Genomic DNA, 25492 nt, shown 5'->3' with positions numbered 1-25492 from the left:
TTATTAGTAAAAGGGGTATTATGCAATGGGCATTTTTGAAGGAATTACACATTCAGAAGAAATACAGGAGCTATTAGATGATGCGCAGTCGCAGTATGATAGTGCGAAAGGCAGATTAGATACGCAAAAGAAGAATACTACAAAGAGTCTCGAGAAGCTTGGAAAAGAGAAAGTTCATGCTTGGTCTAAGGATATGAATAAATTTTTGGATTCTTTTGGCTCCTTCAATAATGTTCAAATGGTGTGTAAGATCGATGAAAACTACAACTTTTTGGGAAAGAATGAAACACCTAATGAGCTTATGGTTAATATGCGTAATGCATCATATAATGCTGGTGAAATAATAAAAGCCGGGGCATTATCGGTTGGCACAGGAGCACTGGTCGGTATTGCGACGTATGGTGGAGTAGCCATGTTTGCAAATGCTTCTACAGGGACAGCAATAGCTACGTTGAAAGGTGTAGTGAAGAAGAATGCTACTTTAGCTTGGCTCGGTGGTGGATCCATAGCTTCAGGAGGTATGGGGATGGCTGGTGGAACAGTTGTCCTTGGGGGAGTTGTTGTAGGAGCTATTGCTGTTGCTGGTGGATTAATCGCAGGAGCAAAAGGAAAGGCTAAGCTTGCTGAAGCTAGAAGAGTACATGCAGAAGCAGAATCTGCCGTGTCTCAAATGAATGTTGTTATTACAGGTATGCAAGGAATAGAGAATGTTTCAAACAATTACAGGGACTTTATTTCGAAGCTTTCCGGGTTATTTACTCCATATCTTAAAGAGATGGATAATATAGCGAGCAAATACCAAAGAGGAAGCGATGGTAAAGTTGATTTCAATGATCTTTCAGAGATGGAACAGAAAACGTTGCACCTCTCATGGCTACTTGCTCAATTATATTACCACATTTTGTCTGCTCCGCTTTTGAATGAACAAGGGGAGATAGAACCATCTTCTAGGCAATTGTTGCAGAAGGCTCAACAAGAATATGTTCAGCTTACAGGGCAGGCTACGGAATTAGAAAATGAGAAGAAAAAGATTAATGATCTTTTAGTAGATGCCCAAAAAACTTTTTCCAAGGCATCTCAGTCATATTATAAGAAGAAACAGACAACAAGCAATAAGCTGATAGATATAGGGAAAAATAGAATTGATCTTTGGGAAAAGACATTTTCTCCGTTCATGGATTCATTATCCAATTTTGAAGATATTAGTGTGAGCAACACATATCCATACAGCGTAACAGACATTCCGATTGAGTTTATCTTTGAGAGTAGTGACTCTGTATTATCATATATCAAGCGATTGAGAACGAGTGGGATAGATGCATTAGGGAATACGGGTTTTGTAGAAGTTGCTCTGTTTGGAGGAGAAGATTTTTTAGGAGAGTTGTCCCAATTGGATAACGATAATAATGCAGTGAATAGTGTTCATAGGCATAATATGTCACTGTGGTTCACGGGTGAACTTGATCCGACCATTTCTGATAATACACCATTTGGAGAAGTTTCAGATTATTATATCTCGACTGTAAAACAAACAGTAGATGGGATATCGGGAAGAGAGAATCTTGCTCAGGCATCTGCTGTAAATCAGGAGGTTAAAGATCTTTCAAATAAGATTGGTCGTGCAGTATCTGATTTTGATGCTACAATCAAGAAAATAGGAATAATTGAGAAGACATTAAAAAAATACAATAAGATACAGGCAAAATTTCTTAAGAAAATTGAGGAAATTAGAGCAGAACATCAGACAGCCAATGAGACTGTAAAGTATGATTTGCTTTCAGAGGCTGAAAAACGTGTGTTTGAAATGTCTTTTGTGATGGCAAAAATTCAGTATACTATTTTAGCTTCTTGTATTCTTACACAGAGCAATGGCGGCGATGTAGATGATGCAGATATTGTTATTGATACTGCAAACAGTGCGTATAGGTCTTTAATGAGGGATTCATTTAAGAAAGCTGGTGATGATGACATAGAGACTATAAATGTAATGTGGAAGGAAAATGCAGATAGGGCAATGGTTGTTGGATTCGCAACAGCTGCAATATGCATTGCGGTAATGATTGCTCAACTGATAGCAGGAAATCTGATCGGTTTAGTAGGTATAGCTGGAGTACTTATAGCATTTCCTATATTCTTTTATTTTAAGAATCTATCACAGAATAAATTATTTATGTGGAGATGTATTAGGATTGCAGTGGCTATTCTTGTTGTGGGTGCTGCTGAGATAATTAGATTGGTGGTGTGAGACATGGCTGTTTTTAAAAAGACTGCCAAAGATGCTGCAAAAGAAGCTGGCATTATATCAGGAAGTATGATGGCTCAAAATGCCCAAAATGCTACGAATGCAGCTGTTGATGGTATGAATTATTTTAGGGCTAAAGTGGCTAGCCCAATTATCCAAAATGGAACATTTGAAGCTGGAAAAGGAAATTTGTTTGAATATATTGAGGCGGCAAAATTCAATGTGGATGCCGCGTCTAAGGGCTCAAGACTAACTGCGTATGTCACTGATATTGAAGACCCACATGCAGCAGCAGATATTCTTATTCGCGATAATGAGACTGTTGTTAGGGAAGTACAGGCAAAATTTAGCGACTCGAAACATGCAGCAGCAGATTCAGTCACAATGCAGCGCAGGGATAAATACATGGGGATGCAACGACTGATTCGAAAAGAAGATCATTATTTTGATGAAGCTACCGGCAAAGAAACGACATTATTGAATAAGGCCAGGGAAATAGCTAAGGGCAGATCGGAAATAGATGGAAATATATATCAGAAGCAATATAAGGATACATATGAAAATCTTACTGATGAGTTGCATCATGATGAGGTGTCATCTGGAGGAACAACTTTAGAAGAAATTAGGACAGCGTATGATTCACCAGATAAATATTCCAGGCAATTTGAAAGAAAAGTAGTAAAAGCAGAAATGAAAGCTAATGCTACTAATATGGCAAAGGCTTCTTTTGTAACGACTGGGATTGTATCTGGAATAAGTAATATGGTTGCCGTCTTCAAAGATGAAAAGTCTCTAGGAGAAGCAATACAGTCTATTAATTCGGATGCAGTAAAAGGCGCAGTGCGAGGAGCCGCTACAGGAGCTGTGAGTACTGCAATAAGATATGAGGGTATAAAAGCTGGGAGCAAGCTTCTAAGTGATGCGACGGCGTCAACTGTTATGGCGGGTGGCTTGATAGATGGTGGCGTTGCTTTGCTATCCTATGCAAGGGGTGAAATCAATGAATCCGAGCTGAAGGAGCAGATTGTTGATACAACTGCGAAGTCTACAATAACAATCTTTTTTTCAAGGGCAGTTACAGAGGTGATGGGAAAGGCGGTTCATCCTTTGGTGCCTTTTGCAGTGTATACAACAGCAAGCTATGTGTTCACCGCTACTAGAGAAATAATAAAAAATGCAAATTTGGAAGCCGAAGAAAGTGATCGGCTAGCAGCTATTCTAATTGAAAGCAAAAAGCAGATGGATGAATATGAAGCCAAGCTTAAGGCACAGATTTCGCAAGTTGAACTGTCTCAGAAGAGAATGATGGAAGAATTCTTGCATTCATTTAATTATAATTTGGAGACAGGTGAAAACTATGATGAGGCGTTAAATGCAATTGTGAAATTTGCTAACCAGGCAGGAGTAGCATTACAACATGCTTCGTTTGAGGAGTTTTCTGATGCTATGCGTAGGAAAGACGTATTTATTTTGGAATAGTTTATCCTGTATTGATGATATTTTGCGGAAAAAAGAAATATAAAAAGAAGAAGCTTAAATACGATCATTACTAGGGGAGGTTCATTGTTAAAGTGAGCCTCTTTTTTTATGGACAGAGACAGTAATGCGAGTAATGCGAGGAGTAATGCGAGAACGCAGATTTTTGAACTGTTGTTTGTGCGTCTTATTGGACAGTTCATCTGCTAGGATTTGTATATACCAAAAGCGGGGGCTTTGGTTGGAGAGTATGAAAAAGAGTAATGTGTGGGGGAGGATGTCTTATAAAGGCGTCCTCTTTATGTACTTTTAGGGATTATAGAACTATTCGTCAAAATGCAGTCTTTCTGGATGTGCGGACAAAATCTGAGTACAAAGAGGGGCATATTCCGGGAAGCACCAACATTCCGCTGGACGAGATTCAAAAGGTGGAAGATATCATAAAGGATCATGATGCGGAGATTTATGTATATTGCCTAAGAGGAAGCAGAAGCATAAGCGCTGTAAAGAAACTGAAGACTTTTGGCTATAAAAGAGCCAGAAGTATAGGCGGAATCGCGTCATATAAAGGATTAACAGTACTAGATTAAGAGGCAGGGATGCCTCTTTTTTGTGCCGGAATGATAAATTTGTAATAAGAAGTACAATACTATTTTATCCAAATTAGCACTCTCGGTTGACGAGTGCTAATTGCGGTGTTATAGTGCTTGTAGAACAAGGGAACAGAGAAGACCGTTAGGACTTAACTTTCCTAAGATCTAAACCCTCCGTCCCATTGCTCATTAACATAGATAATGTTTTTGATGCAAAGGAGGTATGTATTATGTTAGCACCCAGTATTTTTGAAGAGAATTTTATCGATGATCTATTTGGATTCCCAATGAATGAATTTGACGACATGGAGAGGAACATGGAGCGTAAGCTCTATGGAAGAAAAGCAAACAGGATGATGAAGACCGATATCAGGGAAAAGGATGATAACTACGAAGTATCAGTTGACCTGCCAGGCTTCAAGAAGGAAGAGATAACAGTAGAACTTGATAACGGCTATCTTACCATCAGCGCAGCAAAGGGCCTTGATAAGGACGAGAACAAGAAGGGCAAACTTATCCGTCAGGAGAGATATGCAGGATCCATGACAAGGAGCTTCTATATTGGAGACAATGTAGAGAAGGGCGATATCGAGGCAACCTACAGGCACGGAGTTCTTACGGTGACAGTTCCTAAGAAAGCCCTGGAAAAGAAGATCCCGGAAAAGAATCTGATAGCTATTGAAGGATGAAAAAGCTTTATTTTAAGGCACCCGGTACAATCAGTACCGGGTGCCTTTTCTACTCAGCTAATTGTTCGAAAAACACCTCAGAATGTTATAATTTAAAGGAAAAAAAGCATTGTACGAGGAGTTTAATAAATGAGCAGATTAAAAGAATTACGCATATATGTAGATAAAAAGATAAATAAGATTGAGGATGTCGATAAACGTATAAGTGCAACTGCCCATCTTTATGGTGTATCTCTGGCTGCTCAGATGCTGGCAAAGAAGAGAGGACTTGACCCGGAATTAGCAGCAATGGCTGGAATGCTTCATGATATGTATGCATACAAGACCGGTTCATATGAAGATCACGCCCATCTTGGAGCTGATCTGGCAAATACAATACTTGGAAAGCTGGAGCTTACGACTACTGAGGAAACGGATATCATCTGCTCAGCCATATATCACCATGATGACAAGGCTTCTGTAGACAGCCCTATGGATGAATTGTTAAAGGATGCGGATGTTCTTGATCATTGCTTTAAGGATTCATCAAAACCTGTAAAAGAAAAAGAGCAGAAACGGTATGATGCTCTTTGCAAGGAATTGGGACTCTAATTACAGTTTTAAAGAATAGGATAAGGTTTTAAGTATGAAAAGACTTTGTGTTGCTATGGCAACGCTTATGGCGGCCGCTGTTGTTGGGTGTGGAAGTAATAAGGCGACAGATAGCGGAGCTTCTAACACAGTGAGTGAACCCGAATCAGTTAATGCTGATACTCTTGGCATACCTGTGGTAAAAGATGGAGTTTTAAGGCCGGGAGAAGACTGTGCAGAGGTTTTCTTTGAATTCTTGATTGGGCTAAAGGCATAAAGGAAGTAGAAGTAAAATGAACAGCATATTCCTTAATTCTCCCGCAACTATTGTCATCATTGGGATCAATATCATTATATTTGCCTTGGTAAACCTTCGGGCGTTTGATGTAAAAATGCTCGGATCTTCATATATGGACACTATACAGAACAGACAGTATTACAGGATAGTGAGCAGTGCGTTTACCCAGAAAGAAGTGTTACATCTTGCCTGTAATATGTACTCGCTTTATAACATTGGAACAGTCCTTGAGCATGTCCTTTCTACAAAACTATATTATATATGTTACATCGTAATCATGCTGTTCGGAGGCTATTTTTCCGCACGTTTCCATAAAAAAGGCTCGCCTTTTACATATTCCATTGGAGCATCCGGAGTGATATGCGGTCTATTGGGGATATATATGGTGATTGCATTTAGAGTGTTTGGGTTTGGAGGCATAAGATCTCTTATACCGACAATAATCCTTCTTATCGCAATGACTACATCAAAGAGGATAGACTCAATCGGACACTTTACCGGACTGATAGTTGGAATTATATGCGGCTTTGTTTTGGTCAGTGTATATTCTTATGGTTATTAACTAAAACTTACCAGTTTTTACATAGGGAGCTGCAAGTTAATTTATATATAATATAACGTTTATTATGGGTTTATAATACGTTGATATAATGCTTTTGGGACCTGATGTAGCAGAGGAAACAAAAGTGGGAAAAAGAATTACGGAAAAGAATATATACAAAGAAAGAGCAATTGAGTCCTGTGGCTTCTGCAACCGGACATGCTGGGCTCTGCGCAGAAACAATATAACCGATGTTTTTGCCCTAATACATATATACAACAAGGGTACACTTGGAAGTATAAAGGGAATAGGTGAAAAGGGATACGCGGAAATAGAGAAGTATATTTCAGAAGAATACTTGGATTCGCAGGAATACTAAATATAATTAACTCTTTCGCTATTCATGGGTAGTGGGGAGTTTTTTATTGACAAAAACGAGGATATGGTTGTTAAATATAGAGCGTTGCCCTAGAAATGCTTAATAGAGAGGGAAAGTGCATGACAATCACTGATTTTATCAATTTACAGTCGGATCCAAAGATCAAAGAGATTCTTAATGACGTATATAAAACAATCAGGGAAGCCATTCCTGATGCAGAAGAGTGTATTTCATGGAATATGCCGACATTCAGAAAGGGTAAAAACATAATACATTTTGCTCCGGCAAAGAAACACTTAGGAATTTATCCCGGTCCTGATGCAATAGAAGCATTCGCCGGAAGGCTTACTGATTTTAATACCAGCAAAGGTGCTATACAGTTTCCATATAACAAAGAGATTCCATACGAACTTATAACTGAAATTGCAAAGTGGAGCTACGAACAAAATGCCGTTGAATGAAAAGTGTTAAGAGGGCTTAGTTAAAGCCCCCTCAGTTACTAAGCCTCATTGTAATGAGCTGAAGAGTGCCAGTTCCAAAGAACAGTGAGTTTCTAATCATACCAATTCTGTACAGGCTCAGCACATAAAACATCACACACATGATATGGAAGATACCGAACGTGTTTATAAGCTCCTCTACAGTTGGCGGATATCCATGTCTTCGCGTATAATTTCCGACAAATTCTGCGATTTGTGATTCAAGTTTTTCCATTTGTGAAATCCCCTTTAATACATAATTATAGTAAAAAAATTAAAGCATTCTTTTTAGGTCATTACGGATTTTTGTAACCTGAGATATGGCATTTTCACATTCTCTTTTCGCCTTCCCTATCTGGGACTGTACAATCACATCCATGAGGAATCCGTCGCAGAAAAGATCACCGAATGTCAAAAATCCATTAATATGAACTGATGAATATCCGTCAACGTCACGAAGTTCTTTGGAAAACTTGGCTAGCGCTTTCTTTGCTTCGTTTATTTCATGCTCAGCATCGCTCATTTTGCCGTGCTTGATCAGACCACTGATAAATCCGCCTCCAAGAGTATCAAAAAGTCCCCATCCACTTGCGCTTGAGAGGCTTCTTTTTGCCCTTTCAAGATGGTCAAGTGCCACATCAGCAGCTTCTATTGCTTCCTGTATCTCTCTTGTTCTCATGTCGTACATAACTGTTCCTCCATAAGTGTCTAAGGTGAACTATTACTAATATTATGGTAGAGCAGAGTATAGCGAAAATATATGACAGATGTAGTGTGATAAGCCGGCTTATTTTCCTATTTTAGAGAATGCATGATAAAAAGGTTAAAGGTTAAATGTGATGGACACGATTTCCACATCATTTTTTTAGGATAATTTAAGGCAGAGCATATAATATGTATCCATAAGGAACAGAGATGTTTTCCCCCACACATATTTTCATAACACATATGCTGCCAGCAGGCATTTTTACTGGCAGCAAACCTCCCACGAAATAGCTCAAAAAGAGCTTTCCAAATATTCGATAGACTCGCCTCTTCCTGTGCCATATTGTTCACAGGATGGAGAGGTGATGTCTGAACATTATGAATAATTAAATACACTATCTTGTATTATGACAATAGTGGTACTACAATATTATGTATAAGAAACCCGTAAACTTTATTTGTTCCAATGGAGAGTGATCATGATCACACAGTTCCCGGAAGTAATAACTATTGATGGTTTCGTTTACAAAAAGATGTCCCAGAGGGCAAGTGGAGGAGCATATTATGACTCCAAAGATAATCCTTCTGAGATAACATCGAAGTCAATCTGCCTTTATCCGAATGGAGAACTCACTTACAGCTGGAGAGGCGTTGAGCAAAAGTGGAATAAAAGCTACAGAATTGTAGGAAGACAGGCATTTAACTGAATATGGACAAATGGGCTTCACTGCATTTCTGCGGTGGAGCTTTTTTATTGAGAAATTCAGTTATATAGAAGTATTTATCGATTTGTTATTCATTTTTTAGCGAATATTTACATAATAGTGTTAGAATTAAGTAGGAGTTATCTTATAGTAAAGGTAATAAATTTGGTGGGGGTATTTTGGACATAAAGTGGATCTTTAAATCTATGAGCATAGTTGTTCTTTTCCTGGTAATCTCTATGTGTATCTTTTTGATGCCTGTTTCTGCATCAACAGATTCCCAAGCTACCGAATTTACAATTGGTGTGCCTGTAGACAGATGTCCTATGTTTTACATTGACAGCGATTCCGGTGAAATCGTAGGAATCGGAGTAGATCTCATGAAATCAGCCGCTAAGGAAGCTGGTTTTGAGGTCGTATTCAAGGCCATAAGTGAACCTAATCTTAAAGAAGCTCTTGATAATACTGAGTATGACTTGGTTATGCCCTTTGGCAGTGCTGTTACAAGCGCATCTGGGGACGCAACCATCGTATCAGAAAATCTCATACAAACCCCATTTACCATTGTCAATACTGGTAAACAGTCTATTTCTGACATAAGTGCCATTAGAATCGGATTGTTAAAATCACAGGGCGGGGTCGCAGAAACTGTAAAACAGTTATACCCTGGAATAACGATAATCCTTTACGATTCCATGGCTGACTGCATTAAGGCGCTTAGAAAAAACGAAGTAGATGCACTTTTGCATAACTCATATACTTGGAGCTATGTGCTTCAAAAACCATCCTATAAGGATCTTAAAGTACAGCCTTCTGCCATGTTTTCAATGGATTTTCGTGCCGGCACGCTTGATACCGCAGAGGGAAGAAAACGCATTGAACTTATAAATGAAGGAATTACAGCTATTCCTGAAACCAAAAAGCAGGCTATAGCCCTTGATTACACTACTAGAGATCTATATGTGTACTCTTTCTGGGATTACCTGTATCAATATAAGTATTTCCTTATTGTCGGGACTATTCTTTTTATTGCGCTTGTTATTATGATTGTCTTAAGACAGAAATCATATTTCGAAGAACAGAAGGAAAAGATGCGACTAATGGAGGATATTGATCCTCTCACCGGCGTACTTAGTCACAATGGTTTCAGGAAAAAGGTTGAGGAACTCCTTATCAATAACCCAGATACGGCATATACGATATCGTATAACAACATAAAGGACTTCAAGTTTATCAACGACAGCTTTGGATGGAAAGTGGGAGATGAGCTGCTAAAGTTCTGGACAGAGAGAAGTCTTGAAATTCTTACGGATAAAGAGGCCATTGGAAGGTATGATGGAGACCGCTTTGTAATTCTTCGCTGCATGGGTGGCAATGAGCAGATTCTTCAGGATGAAAAATATGTTCTAGCCCCTGTCCGTAATTACTTAAAAGATCGCGGCAAAGACTTCATTGTAAGGTTCTGCACCGGCATATATGTTCTTATGCCGGATGACTATAAGGATATAAACGTAGATAAGATGCTCGACTATGCCCGTATTGCCGAGAGAAAAGTAAGAGAAACCAAGAAAGAAGGATTTGAGTTTTATAATCCAACGCAGTGGGACAGAGGTAAGCAAAGCGCAGGAATAGTAAGCCGTCTTCCTGCAGCTGTTGAGTCAGGGGAAATACAGGTATGGTATCAGCCACAGGTAAACTATAAGACAGGAAAGATAACTGGTGCAGAGGCTCTTTGCCGGTGGAACAGTAAAAAGAGTGGGAATATTTCTCCTGGAGAATTTATTCCTATTCTTGAGGAGGCAGGGCTCATCTACGATCTTGATTGTCATGTGTGGGACACTGTATGCAAAGACTTAAGACGTTGGAATGAACAGGGTAGAGATATTTGTGTGTCTGTAAACCTTTCAAGACAAGATATTGTAAAGAACCCCGATGTGGCAGAGCATTTTAATACTTTAAAAGAGTTCTATAACCTATCGCCTGGTCAACTTCGTATTGAGATAACGGAAAGCGCATATGTTGAGAACTCAGATGTCATCATAAAGACCACCACTAAGCTTCGTGAGGCTGGCTTTGAAGTTGAGATGGACGATTTCGGTAGCGGATACTCATCACTAAATATGTTAAAAGAAGTAGTTTTAGATCGAATTAAGCTTGATCTTCGATTCATCACAGGCTCTGGAGATCAAAAGATGGGGCGGACGATACTTAGCTACATGGTTCAGATGCTCCAAGCTATTGGAACCTCCCTCATTGCAGAGGGTGTGGAGACATTGGAACAGGCAGATTTCCTAGGAAGCATTGGATGTGAGGAAATGCAGGGGTATTACTTCTACAAGCCCATGCCGGTAGATGAGTTTGAGAAACTTGATGGATTTGAAAAGAAATCAGATTTGAAATAATGTACGAATGGCTTAACAGGCAAAAGTAAAATTGGTGCCCTAACATAGAGTTTAGGGCACCTTTTTTGTGATGGCCATAGGAAGATGACAAACGCAAGTTCGACAACCTAGGCGTAGTTATTGGACACCTTGTGCGCTAGGATATAGTCATCAGATGCAGATGAGCTGCATATGAAGTTATTTGTTGGGTGACATATAGATGGGGAGATGGCAGTAGCTATCTTCCTTTTTGCTTTATAGTAAAAAAGTTGCCACCGCTACAGTGGCAACGGACGTAAACGCTTTGTGATATATTTCAACTACCGGGATGGAAAATGATTATTTCCAGGAACATCAGTAGAAAAAACATGGCAATAGTGTAAATGGCTATTAGACCTGCAGCGCCGATTGCGCGTATGAATTTGTTGCTGTTCCTGCAGGGTGGGAATATCTTCTGTATTCCCAGGTAGTTGTAGCCGATTAGAATGTCACCGAGCATGATCAGTAGGAGGAATATCCGTTCAAGCCATAGTGCCGGTCCAAACGTGTTTTTTACTTCTAATGACAAGCACAGCCAGAAGACCATTATATAGACCGGAATTGCCACTATCATCTTGCCGGGAGTCATGGTTCTGAATCCTGGCGGAAGGACTGATGTCAGAGATACTTGTTCAGCTTCTGATGATAGGTCATTGCCCAGAGCTTTCATGAGAGCAACCTTTAGCTCTTTTACAGAATGAAAACGTCTGGACGGATCCATCTGAGTACACTTGCTGATTATGGAATCAAACTTGTGGGTGTTAATTGCAAGAGATTCAGAGGCTTCTTTAAGGATAATACCAAGTGAGTATATATCTGTTTGTGGTGAGGACTCACCAAAACCATATTGCTCAGGTGCAGCATACCCCTGAGTGCCAAGTAGTACTGTATCTGAACTGCGGTCTTGATCAGAAGATCTGTATTTTGCGGCGTTGAAGTCCAGAAGCATCACATTATCGTAATGAGTGATTATGATGTTTGATGGCTTGATATCTCTGTGTATCAGAGGTGGATTGTGAGAATGCAACTTTTCCAGAATATCACAGAGGTTGATCATATAATGACCTATTTGCTCTGTGGATAGTTTTCCCGATTCAATGATTTCCTTAAGCGTTGTTCCGGGAGCAAATGCTTCAATCACGGTAAGAGTGCCATTATCTTCGAAATAATCGATTACCTGTGGAATTCCGACTATCGGGTTTTCCTTTAGGTATTTATATACATCTATTGAATATACATCCAGTACTTTTTTTACAAAAAATTTACCTGTGTCCTGATGTTGGACAAGGTAGATCTTATGAGGCTCATTGATGGTGGCCACCACTTTGTAATATGAAATTGAAAGGCGCTGTTCAAGATCCACTAATACATCCCCTTTCGGAACAACTGTTGATGCTTATATTTTATCACTGTTTGGAGGTTCATATGCAGGAAAAAGAGACTAAAGAACTTGAGAAGGTTTTAGGAAAAACACATCTGTCAGACTATGACAGTTTTGTGGAGGATAACAGGGACAGTATGCTCTCAGCTTCAAATTCGTTCTCCACATATGTTAAGGGGTTGATGGCTCAAAAAGGAATATCGCAGCAGACAGTATTCCTTAACGCCGATGTACCGGAGCGATATGGTTATAAGCTCCTTTCCGGTGAAAAGCATACTAAGCAGAGAGATGTAATTTTAAGGCTTTGCTATGCTGCAGAATTTACTCTTTCTGAAACACAGAGGGCACTGAAGAAATATGGAATGTCCGAGCTCTATGCCAAGGATGAGAGAGATGCACTGATCATGATTGTTTTCAATGAAAGACCAGGAAGCATCATTGATGTGAATGGACTTCTTAAGGAGCATGGATACTTGCCTTTAAGGACAAGTGGAGTACAGGAATAATTATTGAAAATTGCCACCGTAACAGGGGCAACGGAGAGAAAAACTCCTTGTTATAATGATTTAAAGGTTACGTTATTTTGTTTAAAACGTAACATTGATACGGATTATATGCCGTGTTTTTCAATAAGAAAGCAGGCATCATATGAAGAAAAAAACATTTTGTATTTTTAACATTATCTTTCCACTGCTTGTTGGGGCAGTGATCTATTGGTTCACATCTACGGATGTGATTTTCGTGGAGGCAGTCAGGTCAATTTGGGGAATGGCCATACTTACAGGGATAGGTAATATCGATGGAGGTCTTGCCAGGCTCGTCAGGTATTACATGTCAGATATCCTTTGGGCATACGCTTTAGTTTTTGCTTTGTATTTAGCAGTAGGTAGTAATGCAGCAAGAGTTAAAACAGCTTTTGTGATTGCAGTAGTGTTTTCTGCAGTCATGGAGGTTATTCAGCTCTCCCCAGTAATCCCGGGAACATTTGATGTAATTGATATATTGGTCGAGGCAACAGCTGAAGCAATTGCTGCGCTTATTATAAAAAAACAATATGAGGAGGCAAGCAATATATGAAAAACAAAATGAAATGGTTACCTGTATTACTCTGTCTTGTGCTTTTTGCAGGCATGGCGATTGGAAGTGGTTCATCTTCAAGCTCTGATGGTGATAAGCAGATATCCAGTGTCACAACGTCCTCTGATTCAGAAAGTAAAGAAACAGACGCGGGTGGTACAGAAGCAGGTGCTGCAGAGCAGGCTCAGGAAGAAAAAAAGGAAGAGGCATCAGCTGTAACAATTGAAGAGCAGGTTCTCTATGATGACAATGATATCAAGATTACAGCGACAGGCATTGAGGATTCGTGGGCAGGTACAAAGCTCACTCTTCTAATTGAAAACAATTCTGCTAAGGGAATTACAGTACAGGCACGTAATGCAAACGTAAATGGCTACATGGTTGAAACTATGATGTCTGCTGATGTGGCTGCTGGTAAGAAAGCCAATGATGGACTGACATTCCAGACGTCAGGACTTAAGGAATGTGGTATTGAACAGATTGCTACCATGGAGTTCTTATTCCATATCTTCGATTCAGAGAGCTGGGATGAGATAGTAGATACGGATGTGATAAAAATTGATACATCCGTCGCAGAAGGGTACGTTCAGAATTACGATGACTCTGGTGAAGTCCTGGTAGATACAAATGGAGTGAAGATTGTAGGCAAAGGCCTTTCTGATAAAAATTCTTTCTTCGGTCCAGGAGTCATCCTTTACATAGAGAATAACTCTGATCAGGACATTACTGTCCAGGTAAGAGATGTATCGGTAAATGGATTCATGGTAGATTCTTCCATGTCTGAAGATGTAGTTGCAGGGAAGAAAGCAATAAGTGCGGTAACATTCTTCAGCTCAAGCCTGGAAGAGAATGGCATCACGGACATAACTGACGTTGAGCTGTTCTTCCATATCTTTGACCTGAAATCCTGGGAAACTGTTTTTGATTCAGATGTTATAACAATTAAGTTCTAAAGTAAAAGGAGAATAGGATTTATGAAAATTTGGAAGTTGGTGGCAGGCATTTTGACAATTGTATTCTTTATAATTGTGGCATTCCGGTCATGTGCAGCAGGTGTGGTAAATGCGCTTGAGGAGAATGGAGGTTCGTCGGGATCTGCCGGAATCATAGTTGCTATCCTGATGCTTGCTGGCGGAATTGTTTCTATCGCTACAAGAAAGAGTGCCGGAAAAGGTGGCAATATAGCACTTATTATTATCTTTGGACTTGCAGCTCTGATAGGGTTTGCCGGACATGGTAATTATAGCGATTTGGTAATATGGTCAGGATGGTGCCTGATTAACGCCGCAGTTGCAGTAATAGCAATTGTCACAGGAAAGAAGAAAACTGAAGTAACTAATGATGAATCGCAATAATATTTAATAAAAAATTCATGTAGTAGTTTCAGAAAAGACCTCGTTTGAGGTCTTTTCCCATTTTATAGGATAGTACGCTATGAACGACTATTAGTAGACACTGGCTGATTTTTTGAGCACGACCATTCTTCTACAATAATGGAGTGATCGCTTTCGTTTGGAAAGGAGATAAATCCGTGACGGTAGGAGAAGTGCAAAACAGGATTCAGATGCTGTTGGATGATCGTAAGTGGACATATTACAGGCTGGCAAAAGAGGCAGGCGTAACAACTACTACAATAACAGATATTTTTAAAAGAGATACATTCCCTAAAATGGAATTGATGAACAGTATCTGTGCGGCTTTTGGGATGACTTTTGGAGATTTTAGTTCTTTTGATATGAGCACTTCCGAGAATATGCCTTTAACACCACAGGAAGCGAGAATTGTGGCTTATTTACGTAAGCTGAGTGCAGCAAATAGGAAAGCTGCTGAGGGCTATCTTGAAGGTTTGGTGGTGGCATCTGAAAATGATGCAAGAGAATCTCTTGAACAAAAATTGCATGTCTCAAAACAGAAAAAGCCTGAATAAACAAAAAGCTAATGCCGCAGGGTGATTGGGAATGACCAGTCACCCTGTTTTTTTATGAGGATATGGAGGAAATAAAATGCCGAGGAGGACAACATTGGAACAACGCATCGATTTTTACATAAAAAGCTTTGGATTGGATCCGGCAGTGGTACTTGATATGACGAGGAAAATGTTAGAAGAATATAAGGATCGTAGAAAATCATTTAATCCATTAATGTTACAACTGCCGCCAATGACTGAAAAAGAGATTCTGAAAAATAAGCAGGAGTTGAGAAGAGAATTCCTCAAGTTGATGAAGAAGGATAGGAAAAAGCATAATGAGGCACAGACGACTTTTGTGTATAAGGCTGTAAGGGCGCCGTGGCTTTGGGATAAGTTGATTGGGCTGTTGGATATGGTTGCGGATTTCAGCTATAAGGGAGAACTGTATAAAAAGATTCTTTGGAGCGCATATTTCACAGATGACGATCCTATGACTAATGAGCAGCTTGCTGATGAAGTAAACGTTTCGGATGATGTGATTGATTATAGGAAAAGAGAAGCTATCAAGCTGTTTGGGCTTTTCATTTGGATATATGCTTCTCGACGAGAGCAGGAAGACATCATCGCAGGTATAGTGAAACTGGATAATGATGATGATGAACATGATGAGAATGAAGAAGATGATGACAATGTGTGCGGAATTAAAGAAGACTGAAAGCGGCATGAATTCTGGAATTGAGGCACTATGCTTGATGAAGTTGTACGGGAAGTGTTCTGTGGCTGTTCTATTGTTGTTCCTAAACTGTTCAAATTTTTTCGTGCTGACGTATTAGTTTTTTCTACATATAATATGCACTGTTGTATGAAAGGAGTGAGTATTATATGAATTCAGAAAAAACGTTAGTTCATGGGGGATGCACAAACTGTGGCTACGTCATGATGCATGTTGAGGTTGTCAAGGGATGCCTGCAATGTCCAAATTGCGGGGAGTGGCTTAGGGTAAGTGTTAAGAACAGAGGCTACTCCGCTTATCCGGCATCTGAGGAAGATATTAAGGAAGCTATTCTAATGAGGAACAAATATGCCAGGGAATGCAGGGAAGTAGCAACGCGAAATATCAGTAGGTTATAGTATTGGCTTTGAGCTCAGACATCATGGGGAAGATATCGGGCTGTTGCTGTAAGTTTGAAAACTGAATAGTTTGAGGTATATGTGAACGAAGGGCTGAATCGCAGCAAAGAATAATGTGGGGTTCTTCTATATGTAAATAGAAACCAAAGGAGGAGGCGTAAGTCGAACGAGCCCCGCTCATGTGCCAAGAGTTTGCCTAGAGCTGTATATGCTGAAAATAAAAATAGCACCAAGGAGTCTGCAAAACGGAGATGTGACCATAACTATTATGGTTTTGTTTCATTACCGTTTTGCAGGCTTCTTTTTTGATGCAAACTGAATAGCTCTAGGCAGGTCGTGTTTCCGTTTTCAGACTCCGGAAAAGGAGAATGAAATGGAAATAAAGAACATCGGAGAAAGACTGAGACTGCTTAGAACAAGGAGCAACATGAGCCAGGAGGAACTGGCAAGAAAGCTTCACCTTGGAAGCCGAAGCGCTGTATCGGAGTTGGAGATGGAGAAAAGGACACTGTCTCCAACAATGATAAGAGAGTATGCTGAGCTCTTTGACGTGTCAGCTGACTGGATTATCTTCGGACAGGATGATAAGGAACGCATGGAAAGGAAAATAGAGACGGATGAGATACTGAAAGCATTCTTTTCAATAAGGAAGGGTTTAGTTAGGAAAGTTGCCATCGAGCAGGTTAAAGCTCTGGCAAAGCTGTGATTATAGAATTCTGAAGGCAATTTGGATGTCAATATGAGGTGTGTATGAGATGGCATGTAATTTGACTTTGGGTAATCGACTATAAAATGTTACGACGAAAGTTGATATCGATACAAAATGTATCGAACGAATCATTCATATTGACGTTTTGCCAAATGAGTGGTATTCTATCTATGTATCGACTTTTGTCAAAATTGGTGGAGGTGAAAGATGTCTAAGCTTGATGTAAGAATCACTGGAATATCCATTGAGAACTTCAAGAACGTGATATCAGGGCAGGTTGAATTAGTAAACACGAGGAAAGCATATCGAACTAGTATACTAGGGATATATGGGCAGAATGGTTCAGGTAAGACGGCGCTCATTGACGCTATTCTTCTGCTAAAATACAACCTTTGTGGCCAACGAATACCACCTATGTTTGCAGATTACATACAGGTTGATGCGGATTTTGCAAAACTCAGATTTGTGTTTAGTGTGAAGAACAAAGAATGTGAATATGAGGTTTTTTATGAGTTTTGTATAAAGAAGGAAGAAGATGTTACTGGACAGAACTCAGATATTACTACGGGTACAAAAGAAAAGTATAAAACAGTAGTATATGATGAGGTTATCAGTTACTCCTATGAATCCAAATCAGAAAAGATGAGGAAATCTACACTTATAGATACAAGGACAGACGAGTTATTTCTTCCTGCTCCTAAGCGTGAATGCCTTATTGGAAATGATAAAAAGCTCAAACTTGACTTGTTGGTTACAAAGAGGGTTGCTTCGGCATCTTCCAGATCCTTTATCTTTTCCCCTGAGTTAATAAATAACATAAGAGCTAGAAGTAACAATAATCATGATACTGAGTTCCTTAGACATTATCAGATGATAGAAAGCTTAATTACCTATGGTAATTTTGAATTATTTGTTATAAACACTGCGAACTCAGGTGTCATTAGCATGAATGCCCTGCCACTTGCCTTTAAGTACGAGAAAGCACAAAAAGGCGCCGTTGGCAATATGGTTATCCTCCTTGACGGAACTTCTATTATTCCCGAGGAAATGCTTGAGCTTGTGAAAAAAGTCATGCAGGACATGAATATTGTTTTGGAGAAAATAGTTCCGGGACTAACTATTAGTGTAAAAGATCTGGGAAAAATTGTTCAGCAGGACGGTCAAGTTGCAAACAGAATACAGCTGATGTCACATAAGAATAATAAAGAGATTCCTCTGAAATATGAGTCAGAAGGAATAAAAAAGATTGTATCAATTCTACAGTTGCTTATAGTAATCTATAACCAGACTTCTATTACGGTAGCCATTGATGAGCTGGATTCCGGTGTTTTTGAATATTTGCTTGGGGAAATCCTTAGGATATTATCGGAGAAAGGAAAGGGACAGTTAATCTTTACATCTCACAATCTCAGGCCATTAGAGACACTTGATAAAGGATTTATTGCATTTACAACAACAAATCCAAAGAATAGATATATTAGAATGAGTGGAGTTAAGGAAAACAATAACCTGAGAGATTTTTACTTCAGAGATATAGTATTAGGCGAGCAGAACGAAGAAGTTTATGATCATACGAATAACGCTGAAATAGCGCTTGCTTTCCGGGAGGCAGGTGAGATAAGTGGCTCGTAAGAAAATAGTTTTTGTAATAGTCGAGGGCCCTTCCGATGACAGTGCTTTGGGTGTAATTCTTAACAGACTGTACGATAAGAATACGGTACATGTAGAAATAACTCATGGAGATATAACTTCTGAAAGTACTGCCAAGCCGGAAAACATTGCTTCCAAAGTCGGAAATATTGTCAAAGCTTATGCAAAATCAAATCATTTTAAGCAGGAAAATTTTTTGAGTGTCATCCATATCATTGATACGGATGGGGCTTTTATTCCAAAAGATCACGTCATAGAAGATGCTAATGCTGAAGAACCGATATATACGCTTCAAGAAATAAAAACGTGTAGACCTGAGCAGATAATAAAACGTAACGAGAAAAAAAGTGAAATCATGTTAAGGTTATCAGCACTAAATAGCGTATGGGTATCTGTGCCATATAAAGCATATTATATGTCAAGTAATCTTGATCATGTGCTGTACAATAAGCTAAATAGCTCTGATGATGAAAAAGAAGACGATGCATATACTTTTGCAATCAAGTATAGGGATGACTTGGAGGGCTTCCTTTGTTTCATAATCGATTCTGATTTTTGCAAGTCGGATGACTACAAAGAATCCTGGGAATTTATTCAGAAAGATCTTCATTCCCTGGAAAGATGGTCAAATCTTGGCATTTGCTTTAAAGAAATCAGAGAAGAAAGAAAAAAGAAAATAATAAAAGTGGGATAATCAAACTTTTTGAGGGTTTGCCAAGCGTTTTGAGGGTCTGACTTGAGGGGCAGGCCCTTTTAGTATGGGGAGTTTTTGAGGGTTTGGTTTGAGGGTCTAGTTTGAGGGGTTTTCTCGCAAGTTATTTATAAGTGTTCTAGAGCTAATGGGATTTGCTTCTCCAGACCTCATTCAAAAAATCAATGAGCTCCCACCAGAAGGCGTATCATATCTACATGAGCAGATAGAGTTTGCTGAGTATCATTGGGGCCGGAAGTAGAGTCGTCACCTATTGTAGCTTTAGATTACGGATATATACGGGGCATTAGCGCAGTTGGAAGCGCATCACACTGGCAGTGTGGGGGTCACGGGGGAGAACTTCATGCGCTCCAATTTCTCCAGACTGGAATTATTGCGTCTGTCTTTCTTTGGGTTCATCCGAAGCATACATTGCCTTCAGGATTATCGGTGTAAGGATTGAACTTAATACTATTAAAAGGATTACAGCTGTAAAGTATCTGCTGTCTATTATTTCAGCTTTAAGACCACGCTGTGCCACAATAAGGGCTACTTCGCCTCTGGTCATCATTCCTACGCCAATCTTTAACGCATCTGAAGTATTATATTTAAGGAGTTTTGCAACAAGTCCACAGCCCACAACTTTTCCAAGCAGTCCAACAATTACAAATGCTGCTGAAAAAGCAAGAATTGTCATATCAACAGTCTTTAAATTGGTCTGAAGTCCTACGCTTGCAAAAAATACGGGACCAAAGATCATATATGAGTTAATATCCATTTTTCTGTCAATGTACTCAGAATTATCCAAAGAGCTTAAGATTATACCGGCTACGTATGCACCTGTGATATCTGCTACTCCAAAATACCTATCTGCAACATAGGCCATGGCAAATGCCAGTGCCAGTCCCATGATTGGAATTCTTCTGGTATGGGGCCATTTGTGTTCAACTTTTTGCATGAGCTTAAAGATTGCTATTCCTACAACAAAAGAAAGAGCAAAGAAAGCAATTGTCTTGATAACAACGACAATCAGATTGGCGTTAGGATCCTTAAGACCAAGAACTGCAGTAAGAACAACGATTCCTATCACATCGTCGATGATAGCGGCGCTCATTATTGTTGTTCCAACATCTGTAGATATTTTTCCAAGCTCTTTTAACACCTGAACTGTAATGCTTACGGAGGTTGCTGTAAGAATTGTTCCTATAAAAAGAGCTCTGATAAATTCCGTAGAACCGGGAGCGGCAAAGCCGTAAAAAGCCATGTACAACACAGCGCCCAGAACCAGAGGAACTGCAACACCGTTACATGCAATTATTGTGGCTTTGATACCGGATTTCTTCAGCTTATCTATATCTGTTTCAAGTCCTGCACTGAACATCAGCAGTATTACACCAATTTCAGCCATTCCGGAAAGAAAATCACCGGCTTCCACAAGATCAAACAATGTGGGACCGATGATCAGCCCTGCAATAATTTCGCCTGCCACCTGAGGGGCGTGGAGCTTTCTGGCTAGAAGCCCAAAGAGTTTTGCACTGACTATTATAATTACTAGATCTCTTAATATTTGAATTGTATCCATTATTTTTCTCCTTTCAGTAAATTCTAATGAATGAGTATGCTCCTTTTGACAAAGTCAGTCAAGGTTTTTTCTGCATGCGCTAGATATGGTAATTTATGACAAAAGCCAATATAATAGGTATGATATGGGGCATTAGCGCAGTTGGGAGCGCGCTTCGCTGGCAGCGAAGAGGTCACGGGGTCAAGTTCCGTACGCTCCATTTGATATATTTAGAGGGAGTTTTTCTGGCTTTTGCCCCATTGAAGTTCAAGGAGAAAAGAGTATTGAAAATCTACATAGTAAGGCATGGTGAAACAAAACTAAACAGCGAAGGGCGGCTCCAGGGATGGATAGATGAACCGCTGATAGAGAGCGGAAGAGAGCTTGCGAAAATTACAGGGCAGAAGCTTTCTGATATCTGCTTTCATGCAGCATACTCTAGCCCTCTAAAAAGAGCATTTGAGACAGGCCAGCTAATAATTTCAGAGAACAAAGCCGGCTCAACTGATAAGATCATCACAGATGATAGGCTCAAAGAAATAAACTTTGGCGAATGGGATGGCCTTTGCTGTACTAAAAGTAACTTTGAAATAGGTGACGACTCTTTTTGGAAGATCTACTCTGACCCCTTTCATTATGAAGGACCAGCAAACGGAGAATCCATCCTTGATGTGTGCAAGAGAACAGGCGCCTTTTGGGATGAACTTGTTTCAGACAAGAGCCTTCAGGATAAGAACGTAATAATTTTCATGCATGGGTGCTCCTTGAGAGCCATGCTCCGAAAAGTTTATCCTGCTGATGAGCCTTTCTGGCATGGACATACGCCTCCTAACTGCAGCGTAAACATTATTGAGGTCGTAGGTGGGGAGGCCAAGCTCATAGAAGATGACAAGGTCTATTATGATGAAAACCTAATCAGCAACGCCTATGATCAGTAAGATGCCGATACAAAAAATAAAAAGAGCTACTTATATGTATATTGGAAAGATCGATAGAAAGAATCTGGAGTGAAACAGTCATGAAAGAACGTATAGAAAAATACATTAGGAAGAAACAACGTGAAAAAGCCATAAAAATGCTTAAGGATAATATTTTCATTATTCTCGGCGTACTGGGGCTCATCATCCTTCTGATCGTCCTAAAGATTCTTAAGAAGAAGGCCAAGAAAAAAGTTAAGGCTAAGATCAAGGAAACAATCAAAAGCGGAATAGATAGCATAAGAGATAAGGAATCATCTTCTAATGGCGACGAAGAAGAGGAAGAATAGAAACAAAAAATACATTCTGAGCGTAATTGCCACAGTGGCAGTTCTTGCTCTCATATATTTGATCACGTATCTCTTAAAGCAATCCATCAATTCAGTTTCGCAGGACCTTGATGGCCCTTATGATGTGGTGAGTGTCATAGATGGTGACACGATCATTGTTAAAAGTGATGGTGGCGATGTCCATGTAAGGCTCATCGGCATAGACACTCCGGAAAGCGTGGCCTCCGACGGCTACAAAGAGAATACTCCTGAGGGAGATAAGGCATCTGAGTATACCAGAAACCTCCTTGAAGGTAATAGTGTTTACCTTGAGTATGACAAGGAACAAACTGACAGCTACCAAAGAACTCTGGCTTATGTATACCTCCCCGATGGGAGTACAATGGTAAATGAGCTCCTCATAAAAAACGGATATGCTAAAACCATGGAGATCGAGCCCAATACCAAATACGCAGAGAGGTTTGCAGCTCAGGAGCTGATTGCCAAAGAGCAGAAAGCAGGCTTCTGGGGAACAGGATTTTTTAATTAAAAGTACGGAAATAGTAATTAATGTTAGATAACATTGAAGTATTTACGCAAAGCAGTATAAGAATAAAAGATAAAACCAGAACAATCTATGTGGATCCTTTTCAGATGAAAAGTGACCCCCATGATGCTGACTACGTTTTCATAACATATTCTCATTCAGACCACTTTTCAATCGAGGACATAAGAAAAGTCATAAAAAGCAGCACAGTACTTGTAGTCCCGGCAAGAATGGAGGATGATGCCAGGGAACTCTCTGCAGAAGTTAAGAGCATTATTCCCCTAAAACCAGGGATCTATAAGGAATTATCCGGATTAGAAGTTGAAACGATTCCTGCATACAATACAGTTAAGCCATTTCATCCAAGAAGGGCAGAATGGCTTGGATATATCTTACGGATCAACGGGAAAAGGGTCTATATTGCCGGAGATACCGGCGCAACAAAAGAGGCAAAGCAAGTCAGATGTGATATCGCACTTGTCCCTGTAGGCGGAACATATACGATGGATGTTAAAAGAGCTGCAGAGCTCGTAAACATCATTCGTCCCGAGTATGCAATTCCCACACATTACGGCAGTATTGTAGGGAAAAAGACTGATGGGAAGGCATTTGCAAAGCTTGTATCTTCTCCTGTAAAGGTGATAGAGAAGATACAGTATTTCGAATGAAAATTCAGCATCGCCTGAAAGAAATATTTAAAGGAAAGCAGATATTGTAGGTTAGTTATGATTGTTTCTCAGTACTTTGTCGAATTTATTCTGTACAGCTTTCTGGGTTGGGTGTGGGAATCCATATACTGCACTGTAAAAGAAAAGAAATGGGCCGACAGAGGCTTTCTTTTCGGACCCATCTGTCCCATATATGGCTCATGTGTAGTGGGCGCATCATTAGTTCTTGTACTTTTTCCAAGGCTTTCGGAACCTGATTTTCCTGTATGGATATTGTTTATCCTATGTTATATAGGAAGCGCCATAGCAGAATTTGGTACCTCATGGGTTCTGGAAAAAAGATTCCATGCCAGATGGTGGGATTACAGTAAAATGCCGCTCAATATACAGGGGAGGATATGCGTCCCTGTAAGCTGCACATTTGGGATAGCCGGTGTTCTTATCATAAAGTATCTGCTTCCGCTGATAGCATTTGCAAGAGGGCTTATCCCACCACTAATCTATGAGCTTCTTGCCCTATGCTTCGCAATCTTGTTCGGTGCAGATTTTGCTATGACAGAAGTCAGCCTTTCACAGCTGCTTGAGGAAGTTGAAAAAATCCACGCCGAATTTAACGAAAAAGCCCAGGAAAGATACGATAAAGTCGCAGAGATTCCAGAAAATATCAAAAACAGAATTGAGAGGAGCAGAGCTTTTATAGAAAGAAGTAATGTCAATCAAAAGAGGATTGTAGATAATATTAAAAGTTTTACACCATTGCTTAATAGTAGCAGCGAGCATAATCGTGGAAGGGAGCTTGTTCTTGACAGTCTTAAGACTGCCCTCCGTGACCATCGCGATCATAGTAGAAAATGAAAAATGAGCTTAAAGTAAAGAAGAGGTTTTAGCGTGATAGATCAGAAACAAGCCAGAGAAATATTAAAACAAAAGCTGGCAGATAATCTTGTTATTGTAAACTCATTTAAGGATCCGGAGTATTGGTGTTTCGGACTTGGTCTTGTCAGAGAAGACGGGGATATCATGCCGCTTATGGGAGACAGCACAATAAGGATCAGTAAAGAAACCGGAGAGATGGAGTAGGACTATGAACGATATACTTTGTGAACAGCTATCCCGTGATTACTGTTGCTCTCGGGAAGATGTAATTGATGATAAAAACCACTTTACTAAGTATAGCCCTGTAGATGGCAGGCGCAGATACCAGGAAAAAGAAGAATGCTACCTTAAGCTTGTATGTGTTAACGGAAAGCTCCTGTTTACCGGCAGAGAAGATATTATTGCCTGGTGTCAGGAAAACTTTGAAAGTTATGGTTCTGAGTGGTTTATGGAAGCAAAAAACCTTCGAAAGCTGAACGACAGACTGCATCAGGATGGATACCAGATAGGCATGTCCCATCCGTTTTATATATCCGAGGAAAAATCTGATGTAGACACTTCCGGATATGATATTAAGTGGTATCGGGGCAAGGAAATCGAGCAGTTTAGGGGAGATAACAGGTTCTGCGAAGCTTATACCTTCTGCAAAACTGCACCTGACATGGTAGGTGTCGCAGCCATAAAGGATGGTGAAATCCTTGGTATGGCAGGGGCAAGCATGGACAGTCCTATGATGTGGCAGATAGGAATAAATGTGGAGCCAAACGGAAGACAGAAGGGCATAGGAAAGATGCTTGTTGCGCTTCTTAAAAATGAGATCCTTGATAAGGGAAGGCTTCCATATTACGGTACTTCCATGGGACATATCGCTTCCCAAAAGGTTGCTATCGGTTCAGGGTTTGTACCGGCCTGGGCAGAACTTGTAACAGATAGGCTCGAATGATTTTCAC

General features: G+C 39.9%; 32 protein-coding genes and 1 tRNA gene. 29 read left to right on the top strand and 4 right to left on the bottom strand.

The features are described from left to right. Positions 1 to 25: 25 nt before the first annotated feature. From G632_RS0114545 to G632_RS20235, 9 genes are all read left to right on the top strand, one after another. Positions 26 to 2245 (top strand): hypothetical protein, encoded by a 2220-nt coding sequence (locus G632_RS0114545; RefSeq protein ID WP_022770115.1) that lies wholly within the window; start codon positions 26 to 28, stop codon positions 2243 to 2245. Positions 2246 to 2248: 3 nt separating this feature from the next. Further along, positions 2249 to 3721, top strand: coding sequence for a hypothetical protein (locus tag G632_RS0114540; protein WP_022770114.1), 1473 nt, complete (start codon positions 2249 to 2251; stop codon positions 3719 to 3721). Between the two features lie 260 nt (positions 3722 to 3981). Beyond that, on the top strand, positions 3982 to 4308 hold the full coding sequence (locus G632_RS0114535) for a rhodanese-like domain-containing protein (RefSeq protein WP_022770113.1): 327 nt from the start codon (positions 3982 to 3984) through the stop codon (positions 4306 to 4308). Between the two features lie 233 nt (positions 4309 to 4541). Further along, positions 4542 to 5000 carry an Hsp20/alpha crystallin family protein gene (locus G632_RS0114530; protein ID WP_022770111.1) on the top strand — a complete coding sequence of 153 codons (459 nt, stop codon included), beginning with the start codon at positions 4542 to 4544 and terminating at the stop codon, positions 4998 to 5000. Positions 5001 to 5129: 129 nt separating this feature from the next. Beyond that, a complete protein-coding gene (locus G632_RS0114525) occupies positions 5130 to 5591 on the top strand; it encodes an HD domain-containing protein (protein ID WP_022770110.1) in 462 nt (153 codons plus the stop codon). A gap of 34 nt (positions 5592 to 5625) precedes the next feature. Then, on the top strand, positions 5626 to 5847 hold the full coding sequence (locus G632_RS0114520; RefSeq protein WP_022770109.1) for a hypothetical protein: 222 nt from the start codon (positions 5626 to 5628) through the stop codon (positions 5845 to 5847). 16 nt (positions 5848 to 5863) lie between these two features. Beyond that, entirely contained in the window at positions 5864 to 6430 is a 567-nt protein-coding gene (locus tag G632_RS0114515) for a rhomboid family intramembrane serine protease (RefSeq protein ID WP_022770107.1), read from the top strand. 124 nt (positions 6431 to 6554) lie between these two features. Next, a complete protein-coding gene (locus G632_RS0114510; RefSeq protein WP_155828063.1) occupies positions 6555 to 6788 on the top strand; it encodes a hypothetical protein in 234 nt (77 codons plus the stop codon). A gap of 119 nt (positions 6789 to 6907) precedes the next feature. Then, a complete protein-coding gene (locus G632_RS20235; RefSeq protein ID WP_022770105.1) occupies positions 6908 to 7249 on the top strand; it encodes an iron chaperone in 342 nt (113 codons plus the stop codon). Positions 7250 to 7280: 31 nt separating this feature from the next. Here the strand turns inward: G632_RS20235 and G632_RS0114500 are convergent, their stop codons facing one another. Then, positions 7281 to 7502, bottom strand: a complete 222-nt coding sequence (locus G632_RS0114500; RefSeq protein WP_022770103.1) for a hypothetical protein — start codon at positions 7500 to 7502, stop codon at positions 7281 to 7283. Positions 7503 to 7541: 39 nt separating this feature from the next. Then, positions 7542 to 7955: a hypothetical protein gene (locus G632_RS0114495; protein WP_022770102.1), complete on the bottom strand. Its 414-nt coding sequence runs from the start codon at positions 7953 to 7955 to the stop codon at positions 7542 to 7544. A 496-nt stretch (positions 7956 to 8451) separates the two neighbouring features. On the opposite strand from G632_RS0114495, the gene G632_RS0114490 reads away from it, so the two are divergent. Beyond that, a complete protein-coding gene (locus G632_RS0114490; RefSeq protein WP_022770101.1) occupies positions 8452 to 8679 on the top strand; it encodes a hypothetical protein in 228 nt (75 codons plus the stop codon). 176 nt (positions 8680 to 8855) lie between these two features. Further along, positions 8856 to 11078 carry an EAL domain-containing protein gene (locus G632_RS0114485; RefSeq protein ID WP_022770099.1) on the top strand — a complete coding sequence of 741 codons (2223 nt, stop codon included), beginning with the start codon at positions 8856 to 8858 and terminating at the stop codon, positions 11076 to 11078. A 295-nt stretch (positions 11079 to 11373) separates the two neighbouring features. Here the strand turns inward: G632_RS0114485 and G632_RS0114480 are convergent, their stop codons facing one another. Beyond that, positions 11374 to 12459 carry a serine/threonine protein kinase gene (locus G632_RS0114480; protein WP_022770098.1) on the bottom strand — a complete coding sequence of 362 codons (1086 nt, stop codon included), beginning with the start codon at positions 12457 to 12459 and terminating at the stop codon, positions 11374 to 11376. A 62-nt stretch (positions 12460 to 12521) separates the two neighbouring features. Here G632_RS0114480 and G632_RS0114475 point away from each other — a divergent pair, with 62 nt between their 5' ends. From G632_RS0114475 to G632_RS0114430, 10 genes are all read left to right on the top strand, one after another. Further along, entirely contained in the window at positions 12522 to 12983 is a 462-nt protein-coding gene (locus G632_RS0114475) for a hypothetical protein (protein WP_022770096.1), read from the top strand. Positions 12984 to 13125: 142 nt separating this feature from the next. Continuing rightward, positions 13126 to 13554: a hypothetical protein gene (locus G632_RS0114470; RefSeq protein WP_022770095.1), complete on the top strand. Its 429-nt coding sequence runs from the start codon at positions 13126 to 13128 to the stop codon at positions 13552 to 13554. Continuing rightward, the gene (locus G632_RS20230; protein ID WP_022770094.1) at positions 13551 to 14507 is read left to right on the top strand and encodes a hypothetical protein; all 957 of its coding nucleotides are present in this window, start codon (positions 13551 to 13553) and stop codon (positions 14505 to 14507) included. The genes G632_RS0114470 and G632_RS20230 overlap by 4 nt, the downstream gene beginning before the upstream one ends. Positions 14508 to 14528: 21 nt before the next feature. Continuing rightward, positions 14529 to 14909 (top strand): hypothetical protein, encoded by a 381-nt coding sequence (locus G632_RS0114460; RefSeq protein ID WP_022770092.1) that lies wholly within the window; start codon positions 14529 to 14531, stop codon positions 14907 to 14909. A 209-nt stretch (positions 14910 to 15118) separates the two neighbouring features. Then, positions 15119 to 15481: a helix-turn-helix domain-containing protein gene (locus tag G632_RS21410; protein ID WP_278246624.1), complete on the top strand. Its 363-nt coding sequence runs from the start codon at positions 15119 to 15121 to the stop codon at positions 15479 to 15481. A 289-nt stretch (positions 15482 to 15770) separates the two neighbouring features. Continuing rightward, complete coding sequence (locus G632_RS0114450) at positions 15771 to 16178, top strand: hypothetical protein (protein WP_155828898.1); 408 nt, start codon at positions 15771 to 15773, stop codon at positions 16176 to 16178. A 167-nt stretch (positions 16179 to 16345) separates the two neighbouring features. After that, entirely contained in the window at positions 16346 to 16594 is a 249-nt protein-coding gene (locus G632_RS0114445; RefSeq protein WP_022770088.1) for a hypothetical protein, read from the top strand. A gap of 373 nt (positions 16595 to 16967) precedes the next feature. Then, positions 16968 to 17300 carry a helix-turn-helix domain-containing protein gene (locus G632_RS20220; RefSeq protein ID WP_022770087.1) on the top strand — a complete coding sequence of 111 codons (333 nt, stop codon included), beginning with the start codon at positions 16968 to 16970 and terminating at the stop codon, positions 17298 to 17300. A 210-nt stretch (positions 17301 to 17510) separates the two neighbouring features. Beyond that, positions 17511 to 18935 carry an AAA family ATPase gene (locus G632_RS0114435; protein WP_022770086.1) on the top strand — a complete coding sequence of 475 codons (1425 nt, stop codon included), beginning with the start codon at positions 17511 to 17513 and terminating at the stop codon, positions 18933 to 18935. Next, positions 18925 to 19647, top strand: a complete 723-nt coding sequence (locus G632_RS0114430) for a hypothetical protein (protein ID WP_022770084.1) — start codon at positions 18925 to 18927, stop codon at positions 19645 to 19647. Before G632_RS0114435 ends, G632_RS0114430 begins: the two co-directional genes overlap by 11 nt. Before the next feature lie 388 nt (positions 19648 to 20035). Here G632_RS0114430 and G632_RS0114425 read toward each other — a convergent pair whose 3' ends face one another. Then, entirely contained in the window at positions 20036 to 21226 is a 1191-nt protein-coding gene (locus tag G632_RS0114425) for a cation:proton antiporter (RefSeq protein ID WP_022770083.1), read from the bottom strand. Positions 21227 to 21352: 126 nt separating this feature from the next. Here G632_RS0114425 and G632_RS0114420 point away from each other — a divergent pair. From G632_RS0114420 to G632_RS0114385, 8 genes are all read left to right on the top strand, one after another. Further along, a tRNA-Ala gene (locus G632_RS0114420) sits at positions 21353 to 21425 on the top strand. A 64-nt stretch (positions 21426 to 21489) separates the two neighbouring features. Continuing rightward, complete coding sequence (locus tag G632_RS21800; protein ID WP_026512608.1) at positions 21490 to 22143, top strand: histidine phosphatase family protein; 654 nt, start codon at positions 21490 to 21492, stop codon at positions 22141 to 22143. 80 nt (positions 22144 to 22223) lie between these two features. Next, complete coding sequence (locus tag G632_RS0114410; RefSeq protein ID WP_022770081.1) at positions 22224 to 22472, top strand: hypothetical protein; 249 nt, start codon at positions 22224 to 22226, stop codon at positions 22470 to 22472. Further along, positions 22447 to 23001: a thermonuclease family protein gene (locus G632_RS0114405; protein WP_022770080.1), complete on the top strand. Its 555-nt coding sequence runs from the start codon at positions 22447 to 22449 to the stop codon at positions 22999 to 23001. The genes G632_RS0114410 and G632_RS0114405 overlap by 26 nt, the downstream gene beginning before the upstream one ends. A gap of 20 nt (positions 23002 to 23021) precedes the next feature. Next, complete coding sequence (locus G632_RS0114400) at positions 23022 to 23666, top strand: MBL fold metallo-hydrolase (protein WP_022770079.1); 645 nt, start codon at positions 23022 to 23024, stop codon at positions 23664 to 23666. 57 nt (positions 23667 to 23723) lie between these two features. Beyond that, complete coding sequence (locus G632_RS0114395; RefSeq protein ID WP_022770077.1) at positions 23724 to 24521, top strand: putative ABC transporter permease; 798 nt, start codon at positions 23724 to 23726, stop codon at positions 24519 to 24521. 33 nt (positions 24522 to 24554) lie between these two features. Then, entirely contained in the window at positions 24555 to 24746 is a 192-nt protein-coding gene (locus G632_RS0114390; RefSeq protein ID WP_022770076.1) for a hypothetical protein, read from the top strand. A 4-nt stretch (positions 24747 to 24750) separates the two neighbouring features. Then, the gene (locus G632_RS0114385; RefSeq protein ID WP_022770074.1) at positions 24751 to 25485 is read left to right on the top strand and encodes a GNAT family N-acetyltransferase; all 735 of its coding nucleotides are present in this window, start codon (positions 24751 to 24753) and stop codon (positions 25483 to 25485) included. Positions 25486 to 25492: the final 7 nt, after the last annotated feature.

This window comes from Butyrivibrio sp. NC2007 (assembly GCF_000421405.1).
Classification (GTDB): Bacteria; Bacillota; Clostridia; order Lachnospirales; family Lachnospiraceae; genus Butyrivibrio.
This window is presented reverse-complemented; position numbering and strand designations above follow the sequence as displayed.

What these genes read in the sequence shown, in the direction of transcription:
- G632_RS0114545 (WP_022770115.1), top strand. Translation starts at nt 26, where the DNA reads ATGGGCATTTTTGAAGGAATTACACATTCAGAAGAAATACAGGAGCTA.
- G632_RS0114540 (WP_022770114.1), top strand. Translation starts at nt 2,249, where the DNA reads ATGGCTGTTTTTAAAAAGACTGCCAAAGATGCTGCAAAAGAAGCTGGC.
- G632_RS0114535 (WP_022770113.1), top strand. Translation starts at nt 3,982, where the DNA reads ATGTGTGGGGGAGGATGTCTTATAAAGGCGTCCTCTTTATGTACTTTT.
- G632_RS0114530 (WP_022770111.1), top strand. Translation starts at nt 4,542, where the DNA reads ATGTTAGCACCCAGTATTTTTGAAGAGAATTTTATCGATGATCTATTT.
- G632_RS0114525 (WP_022770110.1), top strand. Translation starts at nt 5,130, where the DNA reads ATGAGCAGATTAAAAGAATTACGCATATATGTAGATAAAAAGATAAAT.
- G632_RS0114520 (WP_022770109.1), top strand. Translation starts at nt 5,626, where the DNA reads ATGAAAAGACTTTGTGTTGCTATGGCAACGCTTATGGCGGCCGCTGTT.
- G632_RS0114515 (WP_022770107.1), top strand. Translation starts at nt 5,864, where the DNA reads ATGAACAGCATATTCCTTAATTCTCCCGCAACTATTGTCATCATTGGG.
- G632_RS20235 (WP_022770105.1), top strand. Translation starts at nt 6,908, where the DNA reads ATGACAATCACTGATTTTATCAATTTACAGTCGGATCCAAAGATCAAA.
- G632_RS0114500 (WP_022770103.1), bottom strand. Translation starts at nt 7,502, where the DNA reads ATGGAAAAACTTGAATCACAAATCGCAGAATTTGTCGGAAATTATACG.
- G632_RS0114495 (WP_022770102.1), bottom strand. Translation starts at nt 7,955, where the DNA reads ATGTACGACATGAGAACAAGAGAGATACAGGAAGCAATAGAAGCTGCT.
- G632_RS0114490 (WP_022770101.1), top strand. Translation starts at nt 8,452, where the DNA reads ATGATCACACAGTTCCCGGAAGTAATAACTATTGATGGTTTCGTTTAC.
- G632_RS0114475 (WP_022770096.1), top strand. Translation starts at nt 12,522, where the DNA reads ATGCAGGAAAAAGAGACTAAAGAACTTGAGAAGGTTTTAGGAAAAACA.
- G632_RS0114470 (WP_022770095.1), top strand. Translation starts at nt 13,126, where the DNA reads ATGAAGAAAAAAACATTTTGTATTTTTAACATTATCTTTCCACTGCTT.
- G632_RS20230 (WP_022770094.1), top strand. Translation starts at nt 13,551, where the DNA reads ATGAAAAACAAAATGAAATGGTTACCTGTATTACTCTGTCTTGTGCTT.
- G632_RS0114460 (WP_022770092.1), top strand. Translation starts at nt 14,529, where the DNA reads ATGAAAATTTGGAAGTTGGTGGCAGGCATTTTGACAATTGTATTCTTT.
- G632_RS21410 (WP_278246624.1), top strand. Translation starts at nt 15,119, where the DNA reads ATGCTGTTGGATGATCGTAAGTGGACATATTACAGGCTGGCAAAAGAG.
- G632_RS0114445 (WP_022770088.1), top strand. Translation starts at nt 16,346, where the DNA reads ATGAATTCAGAAAAAACGTTAGTTCATGGGGGATGCACAAACTGTGGC.
- G632_RS20220 (WP_022770087.1), top strand. Translation starts at nt 16,968, where the DNA reads ATGGAAATAAAGAACATCGGAGAAAGACTGAGACTGCTTAGAACAAGG.
- G632_RS0114435 (WP_022770086.1), top strand. Translation starts at nt 17,511, where the DNA reads ATGTCTAAGCTTGATGTAAGAATCACTGGAATATCCATTGAGAACTTC.
- G632_RS0114425 (WP_022770083.1), bottom strand. Translation starts at nt 21,226, where the DNA reads ATGGATACAATTCAAATATTAAGAGATCTAGTAATTATAATAGTCAGT.
- G632_RS0114410 (WP_022770081.1), top strand. Translation starts at nt 22,224, where the DNA reads ATGAAAGAACGTATAGAAAAATACATTAGGAAGAAACAACGTGAAAAA.
- G632_RS0114405 (WP_022770080.1), top strand. Translation starts at nt 22,447, where the DNA reads ATGGCGACGAAGAAGAGGAAGAATAGAAACAAAAAATACATTCTGAGC.
- G632_RS0114400 (WP_022770079.1), top strand. Translation starts at nt 23,022, where the DNA reads ATGTTAGATAACATTGAAGTATTTACGCAAAGCAGTATAAGAATAAAA.
- G632_RS0114395 (WP_022770077.1), top strand. Translation starts at nt 23,724, where the DNA reads ATGATTGTTTCTCAGTACTTTGTCGAATTTATTCTGTACAGCTTTCTG.
- G632_RS0114385 (WP_022770074.1), top strand. Translation starts at nt 24,751, where the DNA reads ATGAACGATATACTTTGTGAACAGCTATCCCGTGATTACTGTTGCTCT.